This window comes from Salmonella bongori NCTC 12419, assembly GCF_000252995.1.
GTDB classification, from domain to species: domain Bacteria; phylum Pseudomonadota; class Gammaproteobacteria; order Enterobacterales; family Enterobacteriaceae; genus Salmonella; species Salmonella bongori.
Genome location: NC_015761.1, coordinates 4,093,185 through 4,110,296 on the forward strand (window position 1 = coordinate 4,093,185; position 17,112 = coordinate 4,110,296).

Annotated in this window: 15 protein-coding genes; 11 read left to right on the forward strand and 4 right to left on the reverse strand. The window is 47.3% G+C overall.

Features of this window, described 5'->3' with window-relative positions; translation table 11 throughout:
• Positions 1-156 precede the first annotated feature (156 nt).
• Positions 157-1,140, reverse strand: a complete 984-nt coding sequence (locus SBG_RS19325; protein WP_000235540.1) for a quinone oxidoreductase — start codon at positions 1,138-1,140, stop codon at positions 157-159.
• 64 nt (positions 1,141-1,204) lie between these two features.
• On the opposite strand from SBG_RS19325, the gene dnaB reads away from it, so the two are divergent.
• The 6 genes from dnaB (at position 1,205) to SBG_RS19355 (ending at position 6,913) form a co-directional block, all read left to right on the forward strand.
• The gene (gene dnaB / locus SBG_RS19330) at positions 1,205-2,620 is read left to right on the forward strand and encodes a replicative DNA helicase (RefSeq protein WP_000918371.1); all 1,416 of its coding nucleotides are present in this window, start codon (positions 1,205-1,207) and stop codon (positions 2,618-2,620) included.
• 31 nt (positions 2,621-2,651) lie between these two features.
• Complete coding sequence (gene alr / locus SBG_RS19335) at positions 2,652-3,731, forward strand: alanine racemase (protein WP_001147292.1); 1,080 nt, start codon at positions 2,652-2,654, stop codon at positions 3,729-3,731.
• 185 nt (positions 3,732-3,916) lie between these two features.
• Complete coding sequence (tyrB, locus tag SBG_RS19340) at positions 3,917-5,110, forward strand: aromatic amino acid transaminase (RefSeq protein WP_000486895.1); 1,194 nt, start codon at positions 3,917-3,919, stop codon at positions 5,108-5,110.
• 186 nt (positions 5,111-5,296) lie between these two features.
• Positions 5,297-6,010, forward strand: a complete 714-nt coding sequence (aphA, locus tag SBG_RS19345; RefSeq protein WP_000724440.1) for an acid phosphatase AphA — start codon at positions 5,297-5,299, stop codon at positions 6,008-6,010.
• 127 nt (positions 6,011-6,137) lie between these two features.
• The gene (locus SBG_RS19350) at positions 6,138-6,554 is read left to right on the forward strand and encodes a secondary thiamine-phosphate synthase enzyme YjbQ (protein ID WP_000270361.1); all 417 of its coding nucleotides are present in this window, start codon (positions 6,138-6,140) and stop codon (positions 6,552-6,554) included.
• A 2-nt stretch (positions 6,555-6,556) separates the two neighbouring features.
• The gene (locus SBG_RS19355; protein ID WP_000155668.1) at positions 6,557-6,913 is read left to right on the forward strand and encodes an MmcQ/YjbR family DNA-binding protein; all 357 of its coding nucleotides are present in this window, start codon (positions 6,557-6,559) and stop codon (positions 6,911-6,913) included.
• On the opposite strand, the gene SBG_RS19360 is transcribed toward SBG_RS19355, so the two are convergent.
• From SBG_RS19360 to uvrA, 3 genes are all read right to left on the reverse strand, one after another.
• Positions 6,914-7,252: a hypothetical protein gene (locus SBG_RS19360; protein WP_000146605.1), complete on the reverse strand. Its 339-nt coding sequence runs from the start codon at positions 7,250-7,252 to the stop codon at positions 6,914-6,916.
• Positions 7,239-7,694, reverse strand: coding sequence for a hypothetical protein (locus tag SBG_RS19365; protein WP_000427862.1), 456 nt, complete (start codon positions 7,692-7,694; stop codon positions 7,239-7,241). Before SBG_RS19365 ends, SBG_RS19360 begins: the two co-directional genes overlap by 14 nt.
• A gap of 131 nt (positions 7,695-7,825) precedes the next feature.
• Positions 7,826-10,651: an excinuclease ABC subunit UvrA gene (uvrA, locus tag SBG_RS19370; RefSeq protein ID WP_000357727.1), complete on the reverse strand. Its 2,826-nt coding sequence runs from the start codon at positions 10,649-10,651 to the stop codon at positions 7,826-7,828.
• Positions 10,652-10,898: 247 nt separating this feature from the next.
• Between uvrA and ssb1 the strand changes: the two genes are divergently transcribed.
• From ssb1 to siiD, 5 genes are all read left to right on the forward strand, one after another.
• On the forward strand, positions 10,899-11,429 hold the full coding sequence (gene ssb1 / locus SBG_RS19380; protein ID WP_000168315.1) for a single-stranded DNA-binding protein SSB1: 531 nt from the start codon (positions 10,899-10,901) through the stop codon (positions 11,427-11,429).
• A 1,076-nt stretch (positions 11,430-12,505) separates the two neighbouring features.
• The gene (locus tag SBG_RS19385) at positions 12,506-13,138 is read left to right on the forward strand and encodes a hypothetical protein (RefSeq protein ID WP_000389248.1); all 633 of its coding nucleotides are present in this window, start codon (positions 12,506-12,508) and stop codon (positions 13,136-13,138) included.
• Positions 13,135-14,523, forward strand: coding sequence for a MotA/TolQ/ExbB proton channel family protein (locus tag SBG_RS19390; RefSeq protein WP_000864661.1), 1,389 nt, complete (start codon positions 13,135-13,137; stop codon positions 14,521-14,523). Before SBG_RS19385 ends, SBG_RS19390 begins: the two co-directional genes overlap by 4 nt.
• Entirely contained in the window at positions 14,513-15,832 is a 1,320-nt protein-coding gene (locus SBG_RS19395; protein WP_000694084.1) for a TolC family protein, read from the forward strand. The genes SBG_RS19390 and SBG_RS19395 overlap by 11 nt, the downstream gene beginning before the upstream one ends.
• Complete coding sequence (gene siiD, locus SBG_RS19400; protein WP_001080578.1) at positions 15,829-17,106, forward strand: SPI-4 type I secretion system protein SiiD; 1,278 nt, start codon at positions 15,829-15,831, stop codon at positions 17,104-17,106. The genes SBG_RS19395 and siiD overlap by 4 nt, the downstream gene beginning before the upstream one ends.
• Positions 17,107-17,112: the final 6 nt, after the last annotated feature.

Here is a 17,112-nt window from a genome sequence, read left to right on the forward strand (position 1 = left end):
CACAACCTGAAACGTTACTTTCACAACTCAATGGGAATTGATTATTAAATCTGTCATTATTGCGTAGTTAACGAATTCATCGCGCTGTACCCTACATACAGCCGAGCAAAAAAGAAAGGGCTTCCCGGGTGGAAGCCCAATTTCTTTGCAGAGCTATTACGGAATCAGCAGGCTTGAGCCCTGTGTGGCCCGGCTTTCCAGCACCTCATGCGCGCGACGGGCATCTTTTAACGCATAGCGTTGATTTTCAGCCACATCGACTTTAATCACGCCGCTGGCAATCAATGAGAACAATTCATTGCTGGCTTCGGTCAGTTCTTCACGTGTCGTAATGTATCCCTGTAGCGAAGGCCGCGTGGCATACAGAGAACCTTTCTGATTCAGAATCCCTAAGTTCACGCCGGTAACGGGCCCTGACGCATTGCCGAAACTAACCATCAGTCCCCGGCGTTGCAGGCAATCCAGTGAGGCTTCCCAGGTATCTTTTCCGACGGAGTCATAGACCACGCGCACTTTTTTGCCGCCAGTGATCTCTTTTACCCGCTCGACGATGCTTTCCTCACGGTAATTAATCACTTGCCAGGCGCCGGCATCCAGAGCCCGCTGTGCTTTTTGTGCGCTACCAACGGTGCCAATAAGCTTCGCGCCCAGCGCTTTTGCCCATTGGCAGGCGATCAAACCGACGCCGCCGGCAGCAGCATGAAACAGAAAGGGTTCATCTGGTTTCACTTCATATGTTTTGCGTAGCAGGTAAAAAACGGTTAATCCCTTCAGAAAAGAAGCTGCCGCCTGTTCGAAGGAAATCGCGTCAGGTAAAATCGCGGCTTTATCGGCGGGGACGTTATGGACAGAACTGTATGCGCCGAGCGTAGATTGTGCGTAGACCACGCGATCGCCGACGCGAATATGCTCCACGCCGCTGCCGACTCGACTGACTACGCCCGCGGCTTCGGTTCCCAGTCCTGCAGGCAACGACGGAGGCGGATAAAGCCCGCTCCGGATATAGGTGTCGATGTAATTGATACCAATGGCTTTGTTCTCAACCTGGATTTCGTTTTCCGCCGGCGCCGTTGGCGTAAACTCCACGGCCTGAAGCACTTCCGGGCCACCATGTTTGTGAAATTCAATACGCGTTGCCATGCTTCCTCCAAAAGAAATGTGGTAATCTTTCGACCCAATCACTATCTCGGTAACTCCATTCACTATGGCAGGAAATAAACCCTTCAACAAACAACAGACTGATGCCCGCGACCGCGATCCGCAGGTTGCCGGGATAAAAGTGCCGCCGCACTCGATTGAAGCGGAACAGTCGGTGTTGGGCGGTTTAATGCTGGATAACGAGCGCTGGGACGATGTGGCCGAGCGCGTAGTAGCGGAAGATTTTTATACCCGCCCGCATCGCCATATCTTTACGGAGATGGGGCGCTTACAGGAAAGCGGCAGTCCTATTGATCTGATTACGCTCGCGGAATCACTGGAGCGGCAGGGGCAACTGGATAGCGTCGGCGGTTTCGCTTATCTGGCTGAGCTGTCGAAAAACACGCCAAGCGCGGCCAATATTAGCGCTTATGCGGATATCGTGCGCGAACGCGCCGTGGTCCGCGATATGATCTCTGTGGCGCATGAAATTGCGGACGCTGGTTACGATCCACAGGGGCGTAATAGCGACGAACTGCTGGATTTGGCGGAGTCACGTGTTTTCCAGATTGCAGAAAACCGCGCAAATAAAGACGAAGGTCCGAAAAGCATCGACCAGATCCTTGATGCTACCGTGGCGCGTATTGAGCAGTTGTTCCAGCAACCGCACGATGGCGTTACTGGCGTGGATACAGGCTATCAGGATCTCAATAAAAAGACGGCGGGGCTACAGCGTTCGGATTTGATCATCGTTGCAGCGCGTCCGTCGATGGGTAAAACCACATTTGCGATGAACCTCTGCGAAAACGCAGCGATGTTACAGGATAAACCAGTACTGATTTTTAGTCTGGAGATGCCTGGCGAACAGATTATGATGCGTATGCTGGCGTCGCTGTCCCGCGTTGATCAGACGCGTATCCGTACCGGTCAGCTGGATGATGAAGACTGGGCGCGAATCTCCGGAACGATGGGCATCTTGCTGGAGAAGCGCAATATGTACATTGACGACTCCTCGGGGCTTACGCCGACGGAAGTTCGATCGCGCGCGCGGCGTATCTTTCGCGAGCATGGCGGGTTAAGCCTGATTATGATCGACTACCTGCAACTGATGCGCGTGCCGTCGCTTTCTGATAACCGTACCCTGGAGATCGCCGAAATTTCCCGCTCGCTGAAAGCGCTGGCGAAAGAGCTTCAGGTGCCTGTTGTGGCGCTATCGCAGCTTAACCGCTCCCTGGAGCAACGGGCGGATAAACGTCCGGTTAACTCCGACCTGCGTGAATCCGGCTCTATTGAACAGGATGCTGACTTAATCATGTTTATCTACCGTGATGAGGTGTATCACGAGAACAGCGATTTAAAAGGCATTGCTGAAATTATTATTGGTAAGCAACGTAACGGTCCTATCGGTACGGTTCGTCTGACGTTTAACGGTCAGTGGTCGCGCTTCGATAATTATGCGGGACCGCAGTACGATGATGAGTAACTCTCCATCATTCTTTTAACAAGGAATTCAAATGCAAGCGGCAACTGTCGTCATTAACCGCCGCGCTCTGCGACACAACCTGCAACGACTGCGTGAACTGGCGCCTGCCAGCAAACTGGTTGCGGTGGTGAAAGCGAACGCTTATGGACACGGTCTTCTGGAGACCGCGCGAACGCTCCCTGATGCCGACGCTTTTGGCGTTGCGCGCCTTGAAGAAGCTCTACGTCTGCGAGCGGGCGGGATCAAGCAGCCTATTCTGCTGCTGGAGGGGTTCTTCGACGCCGCCGATCTGCCGACCATTTCTGTTCAACGCCTGCATACCGCCGTGCATAATCAGGAGCAGCTTGCCGCCCTGGAAGCTGCGGAACTGGCGGAACCGGTAACGGTGTGGATGAAGCTTGATACCGGGATGCATCGGCTCGGCGTGCGTCCGGAAGAGGCGGAGGCGTTCTACCAACGTCTGGCGCACTGTAAAAATGTACGCCAGCCGGTGAATATCGTTAGCCATTTTGCGCGCGCGGATGAGCCGGAGTGCGGCGCTACCGAGCATCAGCTTGAAATTTTTAACGCCTTCTGCGGGGATAAACCGGGACAGCGCTCCATTGCCGCCTCTGGCGGCATTTTGCTGTGGCCGCAATCTCACTTTGACTGGGCGCGTCCGGGCATCATTCTTTACGGCGTATCGCCGTTGGAACACAAACCCTGGGGACCGGATTTTGGTTTTCAGCCGGTCATGTCTTTAACGTCCAGCCTGATCGCGGCGCGCGACCACAAAGCGGGCGAGCCGGTGGGCTACGGCGGGACATGGGTGAGTGAGCGCGATACGCGCCTGGGCGTGGTGGCGATGGGCTATGGCGATGGTTATCCACGCGCGGCGCCTTCCGGTACGCCGGTGCTGGTTAACGGTCGCGAGGTTCCGATTGTCGGGCGGGTGGCTATGGATATGATTTGTGTGGATCTGGGACCCAGCGCCCAGGATAAAGCGGGCGATCCGGTTGTGTTATGGGGTGAAGGGCTGCCGGTTGAACGTATTGCTGAAATGACAAAAGTAAGCGCTTACGAACTTATCACGCGTCTGACCTCAAGGGTGGCGATGAAGTATATTGATTAAGCGTACGGTACGCCGGAAGGCGCTTGCGCTTATCCGGCCTACATCGCGCATTAGCTGTAGGTAGGGTAAGGCGTTCACGTTGATATCCGGCAATATTCGCATCCACCGCAACATCCTCTCGATCTTCTCATCCTTCCGGTTTATTGTGTTATCTCCTGCCTTCTGTAAACCTGGAGAACCATCGCGTGTTTCAAAAAGTTGACGCCTATGCAGGCGATCCGATCCTTTCACTTATGGAGCGTTTTAAAGACGACCCCCGTCATGACAAAGTGAATTTGAGTATCGGTCTGTATTACAACGAAGAGGGAATCATCCCGCAGCTTAATGCTGTGGCTGAAGCCGAAGCCCGGCTTAACGCACAGCCGCAGGGTGCCTCGTTGTATTTGCCGATGGAAGGGCTTAATACTTATCGTCACACTATCGCGCCCCTGCTATTTGGTGCCGGGCACCCGGTGCTACAGCAACAACGCGTGGCCACTATCCAGACATTAGGTGGCTCCGGCGCTCTGAAAGTGGGCGCGGATTTCCTGAAGCGTTATTTCCCTGACTCTGGCGTATGGGTAAGCGATCCTACCTGGGAAAACCACGTTGCGATATTTACTGGGGCAGGATTCGAAGTAAGCACTTACCCCTGGTATGATGAATCGACTCATGGTGTTCGTTTTAATGACCTGCTGGCCACGCTTAACACACTACCAGCGCGCAGTATCGTGCTGCTGCATCCCTGTTGCCATAACCCGACCGGGGCGGATTTAACGCCTTCGCAATGGGATGCGGTGATTGAGATAATGAAAACGCGCGATCTGATCCCGTTTCTTGATATTGCTTATCAGGGGTTTGGTGCAGGTATGGAGGAGGATGCGTACGCTATTCGCGCTATTGCCAGCGCCGGGTTACCAGCGTTGGTCAGTAACTCTTTTTCAAAAATTTTCTCGCTGTACGGCGAACGCGTCGGCGGCCTGTCGGTAGTGTGTGAAGGTGCCGACATCGCAGAGCGGGTGCTGGGACAGCTAAAAGCCACGGTACGCCGGATTTATTCCAGCCCGCCGAATTTCGGCGCGCAGGTAGTGGCTGCGGTATTGAGTGATGAGGCATTAAAAGCCGGCTGGCTGGCGGAAGTAGAAGCGATGCGTACCCGCATTATGACGATGCGCCAGGCACTGGTGAAGGTACTAAATGCGGAGATCCCAGGCCGTAATTTCGATTATTTGTTACAGCAACGCGGTATGTTCAGCTATACCGGATTAAGCGCAAAGCAGGTCGACCGATTACGCGACGAGTTTGGCGTTTACCTGATCGCCAGTGGACGCATGTGCGTCGCCGGACTTAACGATGCCAATGTGCAACGTGTGGCGCGGGCGTTTGCCGCGGTGATGTAAACAACAGGTCGGATGACGGCTACGCTGCTCTCCGGCCTGGCAACTGTTGGTGTGATCCTCCTCTTTTTTCGTAACAAAACCGCAGATAATTCTTCCTTTCGACCGTTCCTGGCGTTATGGTCAGGTAGTTTTTTGAGCAAAGACTCAACTTGATAATTATAATTTTTTGAATTTTAAGGGAAAAATATGAAAAAAATAACTCTGGCACTCAGTGCCGTCTGTTTGTTGTTTACGCTAAACAGTTCCGCGAATGCGTTGGTTTCTTCTCCTTCGACGCTCAATCCAGGCACTAACGTTGCGAAACTGGCAGAGCAAGCGCCCGTCCATTGGGTTTCGGTTGCTCAGATTGAAAACAGTCTCACTGGCCGTCCACCGATGGCCGTCGGCTTCGATATTGACGATACCGTGTTATTTTCCAGCCCCGGGTTCTGGCGGGGAAAGAAAACCTACTCCCCGGACAGCGAAGATTATCTGAAAAATCCGGCCTTCTGGGAAAAAATGAATAATGGCTGGGACGAGTTCAGCATTCCGAAAGAGGTCGCCCGGCAGCTTATTGATATGCATGTTCGCCGCGGCGACAGTATTTATTTTGTCACTGGCCGTAGCCAGACGAAAACGGAAACCGTGTCGAAAACGCTGGCGGATGATTTCCATATTCCGGAGGCGAACATGAATCCGGTGATCTTCGCAGGTGATAAACCCGGACAGAATACGAAAATCCAGTGGCTAAAGGAGAAAAACATTCGCATCTTCTACGGTGATTCAGATAACGATATCACTGCTGCCCGCGATTCTGATATTCGTGGTATCCGTATCCTGCGTGCCGCTAATTCCACCTATAAACCTCTGCCCCAGGCAGGCGCATTTGGCGAAGAGGTGATTGTCAATTCAGAGTACTAACAATCAGGAGAGCAACAGGCTCTCCTTTTTTGAGTGATTTTTGAACAAAATTGAGCCGCTGACTTTTACCTTTTCCGGACTTGCTGCACACTATTCAGGAGGGGTTGGTTTTAATAAGGAGCAGCATATGTGGTATCAGCACACGATTACTCTGAGCGAGAAGCCACGCGGATTTCATCTGATAACAGATGAGATTCTCGATAAATTGTCTGGTTTACCGCCTGTCGAAACGGGATTGCTACATCTATTGTTGCTACATACCTCAGCTTCGCTGACGCTAAACGAAAATTGCGATCCTACTGTGCGTGGCGATATGGAACGCTATTTTCTGAAAACCGTTCCCGATAACGCCGCGTATGAACATGATGACGAAGGTGCAGACGATATGCCTTCGCATATTAAGTCATCATTATTAGGCGTATCGTTGCTGCTGCCTGTGCGTCAGGGGCGTTTACAGTTGGGAACGTGGCAAGGCATCTGGTTGGGAGAGCATCGCATTCACGGCGGTTCACGTAAGATCATTGCGACACTACAAGGGGAATGATAATGACCATTTCGGAATTACTGCAATACTGCATGGCAAAGCCTGGCGCAGAGCAGAGCGTCCACAGTGACTGGAAAGCCACGCAAATTAAAGTGGAAGATGTCCTTTTCGCGATGGTAAAAGAAGTCGAAGGACGCCCGGCCGCCTCCCTAAAAACCAGCCCGGAACTGGCAGAATTGCTACGCCAGCAGCACAGCGATGTACGACCGAGCCGGCACCTTAATAAAGCACACTGGAGTACAGTCTATCTGGATGGGTCGCTGCCGGATTCACAACTCTATTATCTGGTTGATGCCTCTTATCAACAGGCGGTAAATACGCTGTCGGAAGACAAACGTAAACAGTTGCCGCAGTCCTGATTACAGTGTGCTGACTAACGACGCCAGGGCAATATCAAGGAGGCGAATAACCGTGGACCGGATACGGTTACCGAGGGCGATTTGTGCATTATTGGCGCGTAGCCAGGCGAGATCCCGCTGTCCTTCCAGCAAGATGATAATATCGTCGTTGTCCAGCCAGCCGCGAGCGTGTTCCTGAAGCGCGCGGGCGATAAACGCGGCGGACTCGCGGATACCTTCATCAGTGTCTTCTATGGAAAACTGGTATGCCTGCATAAATTCGGCGATTGTCGAAGACGCTATGTGATGTTCGCTTCGGGCGGCGGTAAGTAGGTGACGCATTTCGTTAATAGACGCCATCTCGATCTCCCTGATCGCAGTGAGCGCCCCAGCGCAGGCACTCACCCTGTATCGCTAATTGCCAGACTTGATGATTCTGCTGCTGGTATCTTTTTGTCTGGGTGTAAGTAAGCGGTTGCTGACGCTGAATGACCCGCGTATAGAGACGCAGATAGTGTTTTTCCAGCAGCGCCAGACTATCGAGTCGGCGCTTATCTCCGCGTTGGCGGGCAACCTGTTCAGCCTGAACAAACGTCTGGCGAATAGTACGGTCGTCCTTACACAGAGTCTCTTTTTCCCACGGTGTTTGTGCCGCGTCCTGCAGGAAGCGGCTTGAACGCGCCTGTAATAGCGTCAGTTGTTGAAAAGTCACCGCGCTAAAGCGGTCAGACAGCGTACAGGCAGATAAAAAGAAGCACAGCAGTAATGTGATTGTGTCGCGTAACGTCATGATGTTTTCCATAACAGACCGTTTGCGCTATCACATGCCAGACAGGTCCGGCGCGCAAATCACAAATGCTCAATGAGGAAATGATGAGGTGAGGTGAGAGAAAATGATGCCGCTTCCCGGTAAGCCGGAAAGCGGCGTGAAGGTTATTTGAGCATCGGTTTAAGGAAGCGGGCGGTATGCGATGCTTCACATTCCGCCACGGTTTCCGGCGTACCGGAGACGAGAATTTCGCCGCCGCCGCTACCGCCTTCCGGGCCGAGGTCGACAATCCAGTCTGCCGTTTTAATAACGTCCAGATTGTGTTCGATTACCACGATGGTGTTGCCCTGATCGCGCAACTGGTGCAGAACATCAAGCAACTGCTGAATATCGGCAAAATGCAGACCGGTGGTCGGCTCATCAAGAATATACAGCGTTTGTCCGGTGCCGCGTTTCGACAGTTCGCGCGCCAGCTTCACGCGCTGGGCCTCGCCGCCGGAAAGCGTAGTGGCAGATTGTCCCAGGCGGATATAGGTCAGGCCCACATCCATTAGCGTTTGCAGCTTACGCGCCAGCGCCGGAACCGCATCAAAGAACTCCCGCGCCTCTTCAATGGTCATATCCAGCACTTCATGGATGGTCTTGCCTTTGTATTTAATCTCCAGCGTTTCCCGGTTGTAGCGTTTGCCTTTGCACTGGTCGCAAGGGACGTAAATATCCGGCAAAAAATGCATTTCGACTTTAATGACGCCATCGCCCTGGCACGCTTCGCAGCGACCGCCGCGCACGTTGAAGCTGAAGCGTCCTGGCGTATAACCGCGTGAACGTGATTCCGGTACGCCCGCGAACAGTTCGCGCACCGGGGTGAACACGCCGGTATACGTCGCCGGGTTCGAGCGTGGAGTACGGCCAATCGGGCTTTGGTCGATATCGATCACTTTGTCGAAATGTTCCAGCCCCTGAATATCCCGATACGGCGCGGGTTCAGCGATAGTCGCCCCGTTCAACTGGCGCTGAGCGATGGGGAACAGAGTATCGTTAATCAGCGTTGATTTACCGGAGCCGGAGACGCCGGTAATACAGGTAAACAGCCCTACCGGTAATGTCAGCGTCACATCTTTCAGGTTGTTACCGCGCGCGCCAGTCAGTTTGAGCACTTTTTCCGGATTTGCCGGCACGCGTTGTTTCGGGACTTCAATTTTGCGCTTACCGCTCATGTACTGGCCTGTCAACGATTCCGGCACCGCCATAATGGCTTCCAGCGGCCCTTCTGCAACGACTTCGCCACCGTGAACGCCTGCGCCGGGGCCAATATCAATCACATGGTCGGCGGCGCGGATAGCATCTTCATCATGTTCCACCACAATGACGGTATTACCGAGATTACGCAGATGAATCAGCGTACCCAGTAGCCGCTCATTGTCTCGCTGATGCAGGCCGATGGACGGTTCGTCCAGTACGTACATCACGCCGACTAACCCGGCGCCAATTTGGCTTGCCAGGCGAATACGCTGGGCTTCGCCGCCAGAAAGCGTCTCTGCCGAGCGAGAGAGGGTGAGGTAGTTCAGGCCGACATTCACCAGAAACTTAAGACGATCGCCAATCTCTTTTAACACTTTTTCGGCGATTTTCGCCCGTTGCCCGGAAAGCTTGAGATTAGTGAAAAAATCCATCGCGTGCCCGATGCTCATATCGGAAATAGCGGGCAACGGCGTATTTTCCACGAAGACGTGGCGGGCTTCGCGATTCAGTCGCGTTCCTTCACAGCTGGCGCAAGGGCGGTTACTGATAAATTTCGCCAGTTCTTCACGCACCGCGCTGGATTCTGTTTCTTTATAACGGCGCTCCATATTATGCAGCACGCCTTCGAACGGGTGACGACGCACGGAGGTATCGCCGCGGTCGTTCATATAGTTAAATTCGATGTTCTCTTTACCGGAGCCGTACAGTACGACTTTATGTACGCTGGCGCTAAGGCTTGCCCACGGTGCATCCACGTCGAACTTATAATGTTCCGCCAGTGATTTGAGCATCTGAAAATAGTAAAAATTGCGACGATCCCAACCGCGAATTGCGCCGCCTGCCAGCGACAGGTCGGGATTCTGGATCACACGGTCCGGATCGAAATATTGCTGTACGCCGAGGCCATCACAGGTTGGGCAGGCGCCTGCCGGGTTATTGAACGAGAACAGACGCGGTTCCAGTTCGCGCATACTGTAGCCGCAAATCGGGCAGGCAAAATTGGCGGAGAACAGAAGCTCCTCCGCTTTCTCATCGTCCATATCGGCAACAACCGCCGTGCCGCCGGATAATTCCAGCGCCGTTTCGAACGACTCCGCCAGGCGTTGGGAAAGATCGTTGCGAACTTTGAAGCGATCGATCACCACCTCAATGGTATGTTTCTTTTGCAGCTCCAGCTTTGGCGGATCGGAGAGATCGCACACTTCACCGTCGATACGGGCGCGAATGTAGCCCTGGCTTGCCAGGTTTTCCAGAGTTTTGGTGTGCTCGCCTTTACGCTCTTTAATAATTGGCGCCAACAGCATCAGGCGTTTGCCTTCCGGCTGCGACAGCACGTTATCGACCATCTGGCTAACGGTTTGCGCCGCCAACGGCACGTCATGGTCCGGGCAACGCGGCTCGCCCACGCGGGCAAACAGCAGACGCAGATAGTCGTGAATCTCGGTAATGGTGCCAACCGTAGAGCGTGGGTTATGGGACGTTGATTTCTGTTCAATTGAGATCGCGGGCGATAGCCCCTCAATATGGTCAACATCTGGTTTTTCCATGAGCGACAAAAACTGCCGCGCGTAAGCGGAGAGCGATTCAACGTAACGACGCTGCCCTTCGGCATACAGAGTGTCGAAAGCCAGTGAGGATTTGCCTGAACCCGAAAGCCCGGTCACAACAATCAGTTTGTCGCGTGGGATAACGAGGTTAATATTTTTGAGATTATGGGTGCGGGCGCCCCGAACTTCGATCTTATCCATTCACCTTTCCCGGTAGAGACTCGGATGCCTGGTTTGTTTGAAGGACAAACGGCAGAAACGGCTAATTATGACACAATTTAACCTGTTTGAATATACAGTATTGGAATGCATCTTCAGTTAAAGTGTGCAACAATGTGAGGTTCGCGCGAATGAACCGGAAGCTGCATCGCAGCTATTAAAATCCTGCATGGAAATGGTACACTCACGCGTTTACACTATTTATGAAACGTATTCAGGAGACACAATTATGGCCAGCAGAGGCGTAAACAAGGTGATTCTCGTTGGTAATCTGGGCCAGGACCCGGAAGTACGCTATATGCCGAGTGGCGGCGCTGTCGCTAACTTAACGCTGGCTACTTCTGAATCCTGGCGCGATAAGCAGACCGGCGAAATGAAAGAGCAAACGGAATGGCACCGTGTCGTCATGTTCGGCAAACTGGCGGAAGTCGCCGGCGAATATCTGCGTAAAGGTTCACAGGTGTATATCGAAGGCCAGCTGCGTACCCGCAAATGGACCGATCAAAATGGCCAGGAGCGATATACGACTGAAATTAACGTTCCGCAGATTGGCGGCGTGATGCAGATGTTAGGTGGCCGTCAGGGCGGCGGCGCGCCAGCAGGCGGCCAACAGCAGGGTGGTTGGGGTCAGCCACAACAACCTCAGCAACCGCAGGGCGGCAACCAGTTCAGTGGTGGCGCCCAGTCGCGTCCACAGCAATCCACGCCGGCTCCGTCTAACGAACCGCCAATGGATTTTGACGACGATATTCCGTTCTGATCTTTTAACCAAAAATCAATGCGTTATTAGAGATTTTTGACGTAACTCCTGTCTGCCGAAATGCCTGGTGTAAACCAGGCATTTTCTTGTCTGGTATGACACTTCCCTCTATTTAAAAAGAGAAACGCCTCCCTTAGTAAATCACCCTGAGCTTTTCATTGATGGACAAACCCCGCCTTATTGTTTCTGGCAAATCAGCCAGTACTGACCCGATTAGCATACCGTTATCCAGCCGAACTTCATAAGTGTGCCGCTACAACCAGGACCTTCTTAAATATGGAGAAAAAATCTTATCTGCAAGGAATATCACTAGTAGCCATTATTTGATAACAAACGGACACTATAAGAGATTGATATAAAATAAGATTGGTGTAATTTTTGGCTTATTAAATATCTACTTTGGTTTATGGTCAAGGTAAATATGATATGTCCCTTTGGTTTTATTTTTATTGGTTGAAGATAAAAGTTGTTGTTTATAGCTAACCTTATATAAAAAATGGCTTCACTTCTAATTTTACCTACTCAATTATGATTGGTGATTTCCTTTTTATTATATTTCTAACGATTTAAGTTATATTGAAGTCCCACTAACCCTATGCTCTAATGGCGAAAATTTGTTATCTCGGGAACGGAATTATAAATGGATTAAATAGTTACGGCTATGGTGCATATCAATGCTTAATATGCGTAAATTATTTTTTTGCTCAGACTATTAGTTAGCAAATCTATTCAATCATAATTAATATGCTAATAATGAATGTTACTTTGTGTTTATGAAATAGCGGATCATAAAAGATTATTTCATGTGGATATATAGTTTGCCTAATAACTGATATCTGACTAATTAAATAGATAATGAATATTTTTTATAAATATTCAACTTTGTCGTCGACGCATAAAAATGGCGTCATTATTTCCATTTTTCTGAGGCGAGATAAAAAATCGAAATTTATAAAGCATATTGGTAGCAGAAAGCCAAGGGCGGTAGCGTTAATTTCCTGAATGATTTGCATATCCTTTATCGTTTCTACTCCCTAAAACACTAATTTACTCACAATGTAATATCAGGAGACAACATGGAAGACGAAAGTAATCCGTGGCCTAGTTTTGTTGATACATTTTCCACTGTATTGTGTATCTTTATATTCCTTATGTTGGTCTTCGCACTTAATAACATGCTTATTATGTATGATAACTCGATTAAGGTTTATAAGACTAATATTGAGAAACATGCCAACTCTAAAGATGAAAATAGCGGAGATAATAAAAAAGAAAATACAAATGAAAAAGTTCAAAATGAAACAACCAGTAATGATTCGTCGGCGGGAAGTAATGAAATGTCAGGGAAGGAGATAGGTATATACGATATTGCAGATGATCAGCGAATTGATATCACTTCCGAAGAAAAAGAGCTTATTATTACCTATCGTGGCAGACTGCGAAGCTTTTCAAAAGAAGACCTAAATAAAATAACTGTCTGGTTAGAAGATAAAGCCAACAGTAATTTACTGATAGAAATGATTATTCCTCAAGCTGATATTTCTTTCTCTGACTCTTTAAGGCTGGGTTATGAGCGAGGAATTATTTTGATGAAAGAGATTAAGAAAATATATCCTGATGTAGTTATTGACATGAGTGTTAATTCTACAGCGTCCAGTTCGACGAGTAAGGCCATTATCACCACTACTAATAAAAAGGTGCCAGAGTGAAAGTTATAAATGATTACCGTTATTTCTTTATCTGTCTTTTTCTTGCCATACTGCCTTTTTTTGCTTTGTCTTTCTCCGGTATCAGGGCGTATGTTTTTGATAACTTTATGGTTTCGGCAATTTATAACGGAGTTATCATTGCCATTTATATTACTGGGTCTTTATGTGCGTTATTCACGATTCTGAAAAATATCTCCGCAAAAAAGATACTAATGACTCAGGACGCAAGCAGAAAAAATAGTATGCTTTCTGACCTTAATCAAATTTTGTTTGCCGAAAAGTCCAAACAGTGTGATTTAAATCTGCTAATGGAATTAGATGACAATGTCACTACAGCCCGCAATCAGCGATTGTCATTTATTATGAGTTGCAGCAATGTATCGACGCTTATTGGCTTGTTGGGAACCTTTGCGGGTCTGTCTATTACGATTGGCTCAATTGGCAACTTATTGAGCGCGCCATCAGACGTAGGCGGTGATAACGCAAGCAATACACTTAATATGATTGTGACGATGGTTGCATCGCTTTCTGAACCATTAAAAGGGATGAATACCGCATTTGTGTCATCTATCTATGGTGTTGTCTGCGCTATTCTTCTGACCTCACAAAGTGTTTTTGTACGTAGCTCATATTCCTTGATTGCTACAGAGATTAAAAAGCTAAAAATAAGGAGCAACAGTGCAAATAGTAAACAACGAAGCCTGCGAGTGGAGTCCGAAACGCTTGTTGAATTTAAAGAATTATTTAAAGAATTCTTTGATAACTACCTGTCTGTTGAAACGTTACGGACGCAGGACGAAGAAAAAAAACGGGCTATGCTATCAAATAGTTTTTCCACTTTACAGAACCAACTATTAGATAATACCTCTAGACTGGAAAAAATTTCTACGCTGGTTGATGGGTGTCTGGCGAACGGTAACGAAACGAACAAAAAATTAGCCGACGGTATAGTGACAATGACTTCATATTTATCTGTAGGTAATGACTTGCTTGCTGATAGTAATACAAAAATGGAGACCCTTAGCACTGTACAAAAAAATATAGATAAAAAGAATGATGAGATAATTGCATCAGTTGATAAATGTTATCTGGAGTCGCTTTCTCAGGGTAAGACAATAAAAGATATTGCAGCCGACAGTGCCAATATCACTGATGTCCTTGATGGGATGAGGAAAGATATCGATGTAGATATGAATAATGTTCATTTAGCGCTGTCTGATTTATCAGAAACTGATAAAAAGATTATGAATAATACTAAAGAGATTAGTGCTGAGATGGTGAGTTATCATGATACCTATATCCCATTAATGGAAAAAGTCACGTCTATGCATCAGGGGTTGTTAAAGCAAAGTTTATTACACCGCGAGACAAAAAATGAAGATTAAGATACTTTTTCTGACGACTGCTTTTGCTATGCAAAGCGTTTATGCTGACGAGTTACCTGTAATTCCTCTCAGTGATTTAGTTAATGCCGCATTAAAACATCAGCCTTCTGTTGCTGTTTCGTATTATGAAACTGAAAAGAAAAATAGTGATTTAGATGCTACAAGAGCGGCTCTTTATCCTACGTTGGATCTGACGTCTGGTTTTAATAATAACAGGAAAGAGTCCTCAAACACTGAAAGAAACATTGAAAATAAAATATCTTTATCATATCGGATTACGGATTTTGGAGTAACAGGCGCCAATATTAGAAAATCTGAATATGAAAGAGATAATAGTAAAACTGATTATGAAAAAACAAAAAATATCGTCTCACAGGACGTTGCGACAACCTATTACAATATTAGCAAATATCGTGAGATGATTGAGGGTGTAAACCAGGAGAAAGAGTTCTATAAAAAGATGCTGGAAAATTTCTCACTGCTGGTTTCTTCTGGTGTCGCTATGCAGTCAGATATGCGTAAGGTGCAGGTCTCTATCGATGCCTTGAATACACGAAGCATTATGTATCAGTCCATGCTGGACGATGAGATGTATAAAATGCAAAATATGACGGGTCTGAATTTATCATCCGGACAGATTCAAAGTGATGAAAAATTCAACCTCTTCAAAAAATATTCTTTTATAGAAAGCCCTGAAAAGCTTATGGACATGATTATGAAATATAATGATGACTATAAGATGCTCGTTAATACCCGCAAAGCTGCAACTGAAGATATTAATGCCGCAAAATCCTCCTATTTCCCAACTGTAGATCTCGTTTCTAGTTATGTACAGAATAATCCAGGCGGTGCAGCTAAAAAAAGTGATTATGAAGATGAATTCAAAACAGGTATAAATGTCAGTTTCAACCTTTTTAACGGCTTTAGAAACGCAGCCCAGGAAAGGAAAATGGTAGCAAGTTACTCACAGGCTAAACTACAAATTGACGATTTTTTGATTAAAACGCGTTATAACATTGACTCCCAGCTTTCCAGATATAGTGCAGCGAAAGAAACATACGCTGTAGCTGAGCGTTCACATTTAAACGCTTTACAGCTTACAGAATTATATGAGCAGGAGTTTCAGTTAGGTCAGAAAAGTTTGCTGGATTTAATTTCTAGTCGAAATGAAGCATTTCAGGCATATATAAGCATGGTTGATAGTAAATATAGTTTGTATATGCTGAAACTACAGCAACTCTCGTTGGTTTTTCATTTAATGGATTATTTAAAAGGAAGTGCTGTAAGTGAGCTGAACGGAATGAAATGAATAGAAAACAAAGCGATCATCTTATGATGATAATTATGTCGTTGACGATCTTAATTATTATCCTTACCTACTTTATAGAAATTAATTCAGTAGTACATGGTCAGGGGGTTATCACCACTAAAGACAATGCTCAATTAATATCACTGTCTAAAGGTGGGACAATACAAAATATTTATGTTACTGAAGGGGATGCGGTAAAAAAAGGAGAGCTTCTTGCAAAGGTTGTCAACCTTGATCTACAAAAAGAATATCAAAGGTACAGAACTCAAAAGGGGTATCTTGATAAAGATGTTAATGAGATATCCTTCATCCTCGATAAAGGAAATGAGAGCGGGTTGATTACACTGGATGGTATCCGAACTTTAAGCAATAAAGAGGTAAAAGCGAACATTGAGCTGGTCCATAGCCAGATAAGAGCTAAAGAGTTAAAAAAATCCTCTCTTGATTCTGAGATTAGCGGGTTACAAGAGAAACTAAGCTCGAAAGAAAAAGAATTAGCGTTACTCGCGGAAGAAATAAATATTCTTTCTCCACTGGTAAAAAAAGGAATTAGCCCATACACCAACTTTCTCAACAAAAAACAAGCGTATATAAAAGTTAAGTCTGAAATTAATGATATTGACAGCAGTATTACTTTAAAAAAGGATGATATCGAGTTAGTCGCTAATGATATCAAGGCGCTTAATAATGAATTACGATTATCTTTATCCAAAATTATCTCTAAAAATCTCCAGGAACTTGAAGTTGTAAACTCTACTTTAAAAGTAATAGAGAAACAAATAAATGAAGAGGATATTTATTCACCGGTTGATGGGGTGATTTATAAAATAAATAAAAGCGCTACTACTCATGGTGGCGTAATTCAAGCCGCGGACTTGCTTTTCGAAATAAAACCAAAAGTAAAGACAATGCTGGCTGATGTAAAGATACAACCCAAGTATCGGGACCAAATCTATGTAGATGAAGCTGTTAAGCTGGATGTTCAGTCAATTATCCAGCCAAAGATAAAATCATATAGCGCGACCATTGATAATATTAGTCCTGATTCTTATGAAGAAAATACTGGGGGGACGATTCAACGTTATTATAAAGTCATTATTGCGTTTGATGTTAATGAAGATGATTTACGTTGGTTAAAACCAGGTATGACTGTTGACGCCAGTATCATTACCGGAAAACACAGCATTATGGAATATCTCTTGTCTCCCTTGATGAAAGGCGTAGATAAAGCATTTACAGAACCAGTTAATACCAAAAGATTAAACACTCCTTAAAAGGTG

Bases quoted from the DNA above. Each gene is read 5' to 3' on its own strand.
- SBG_RS19325 (WP_000235540.1), bottom strand. From the start codon at position 1,140: ATGGCAACGCGTATTGAATTTCACAAACATGGTGGCCCGGAAGTGCTT.
- dnaB (WP_000918371.1), top strand. From the start codon at position 1,205: ATGGCAGGAAATAAACCCTTCAACAAACAACAGACTGATGCCCGCGAC.
- alr (WP_001147292.1), top strand. From the start codon at position 2,652: ATGCAAGCGGCAACTGTCGTCATTAACCGCCGCGCTCTGCGACACAAC.
- aphA (WP_000724440.1), top strand. From the start codon at position 5,297: ATGAAAAAAATAACTCTGGCACTCAGTGCCGTCTGTTTGTTGTTTACG.
- SBG_RS19350 (WP_000270361.1), top strand. From the start codon at position 6,138: ATGTGGTATCAGCACACGATTACTCTGAGCGAGAAGCCACGCGGATTT.
- SBG_RS19355 (WP_000155668.1), top strand. From the start codon at position 6,557: ATGACCATTTCGGAATTACTGCAATACTGCATGGCAAAGCCTGGCGCA.
- SBG_RS19360 (WP_000146605.1), bottom strand. From the start codon at position 7,252: ATGGCGTCTATTAACGAAATGCGTCACCTACTTACCGCCGCCCGAAGC.
- SBG_RS19365 (WP_000427862.1), bottom strand. From the start codon at position 7,694: ATGGAAAACATCATGACGTTACGCGACACAATCACATTACTGCTGTGC.
- uvrA (WP_000357727.1), bottom strand. From the start codon at position 10,651: ATGGATAAGATCGAAGTTCGGGGCGCCCGCACCCATAATCTCAAAAAT.
- ssb1 (WP_000168315.1), top strand. From the start codon at position 10,899: ATGGCCAGCAGAGGCGTAAACAAGGTGATTCTCGTTGGTAATCTGGGC.
- SBG_RS19385 (WP_000389248.1), top strand. From the start codon at position 12,506: ATGGAAGACGAAAGTAATCCGTGGCCTAGTTTTGTTGATACATTTTCC.
- SBG_RS19395 (WP_000694084.1), top strand. From the start codon at position 14,513: ATGAAGATTAAGATACTTTTTCTGACGACTGCTTTTGCTATGCAAAGC.
- siiD (WP_001080578.1), top strand. From the start codon at position 15,829: ATGAATAGAAAACAAAGCGATCATCTTATGATGATAATTATGTCGTTG.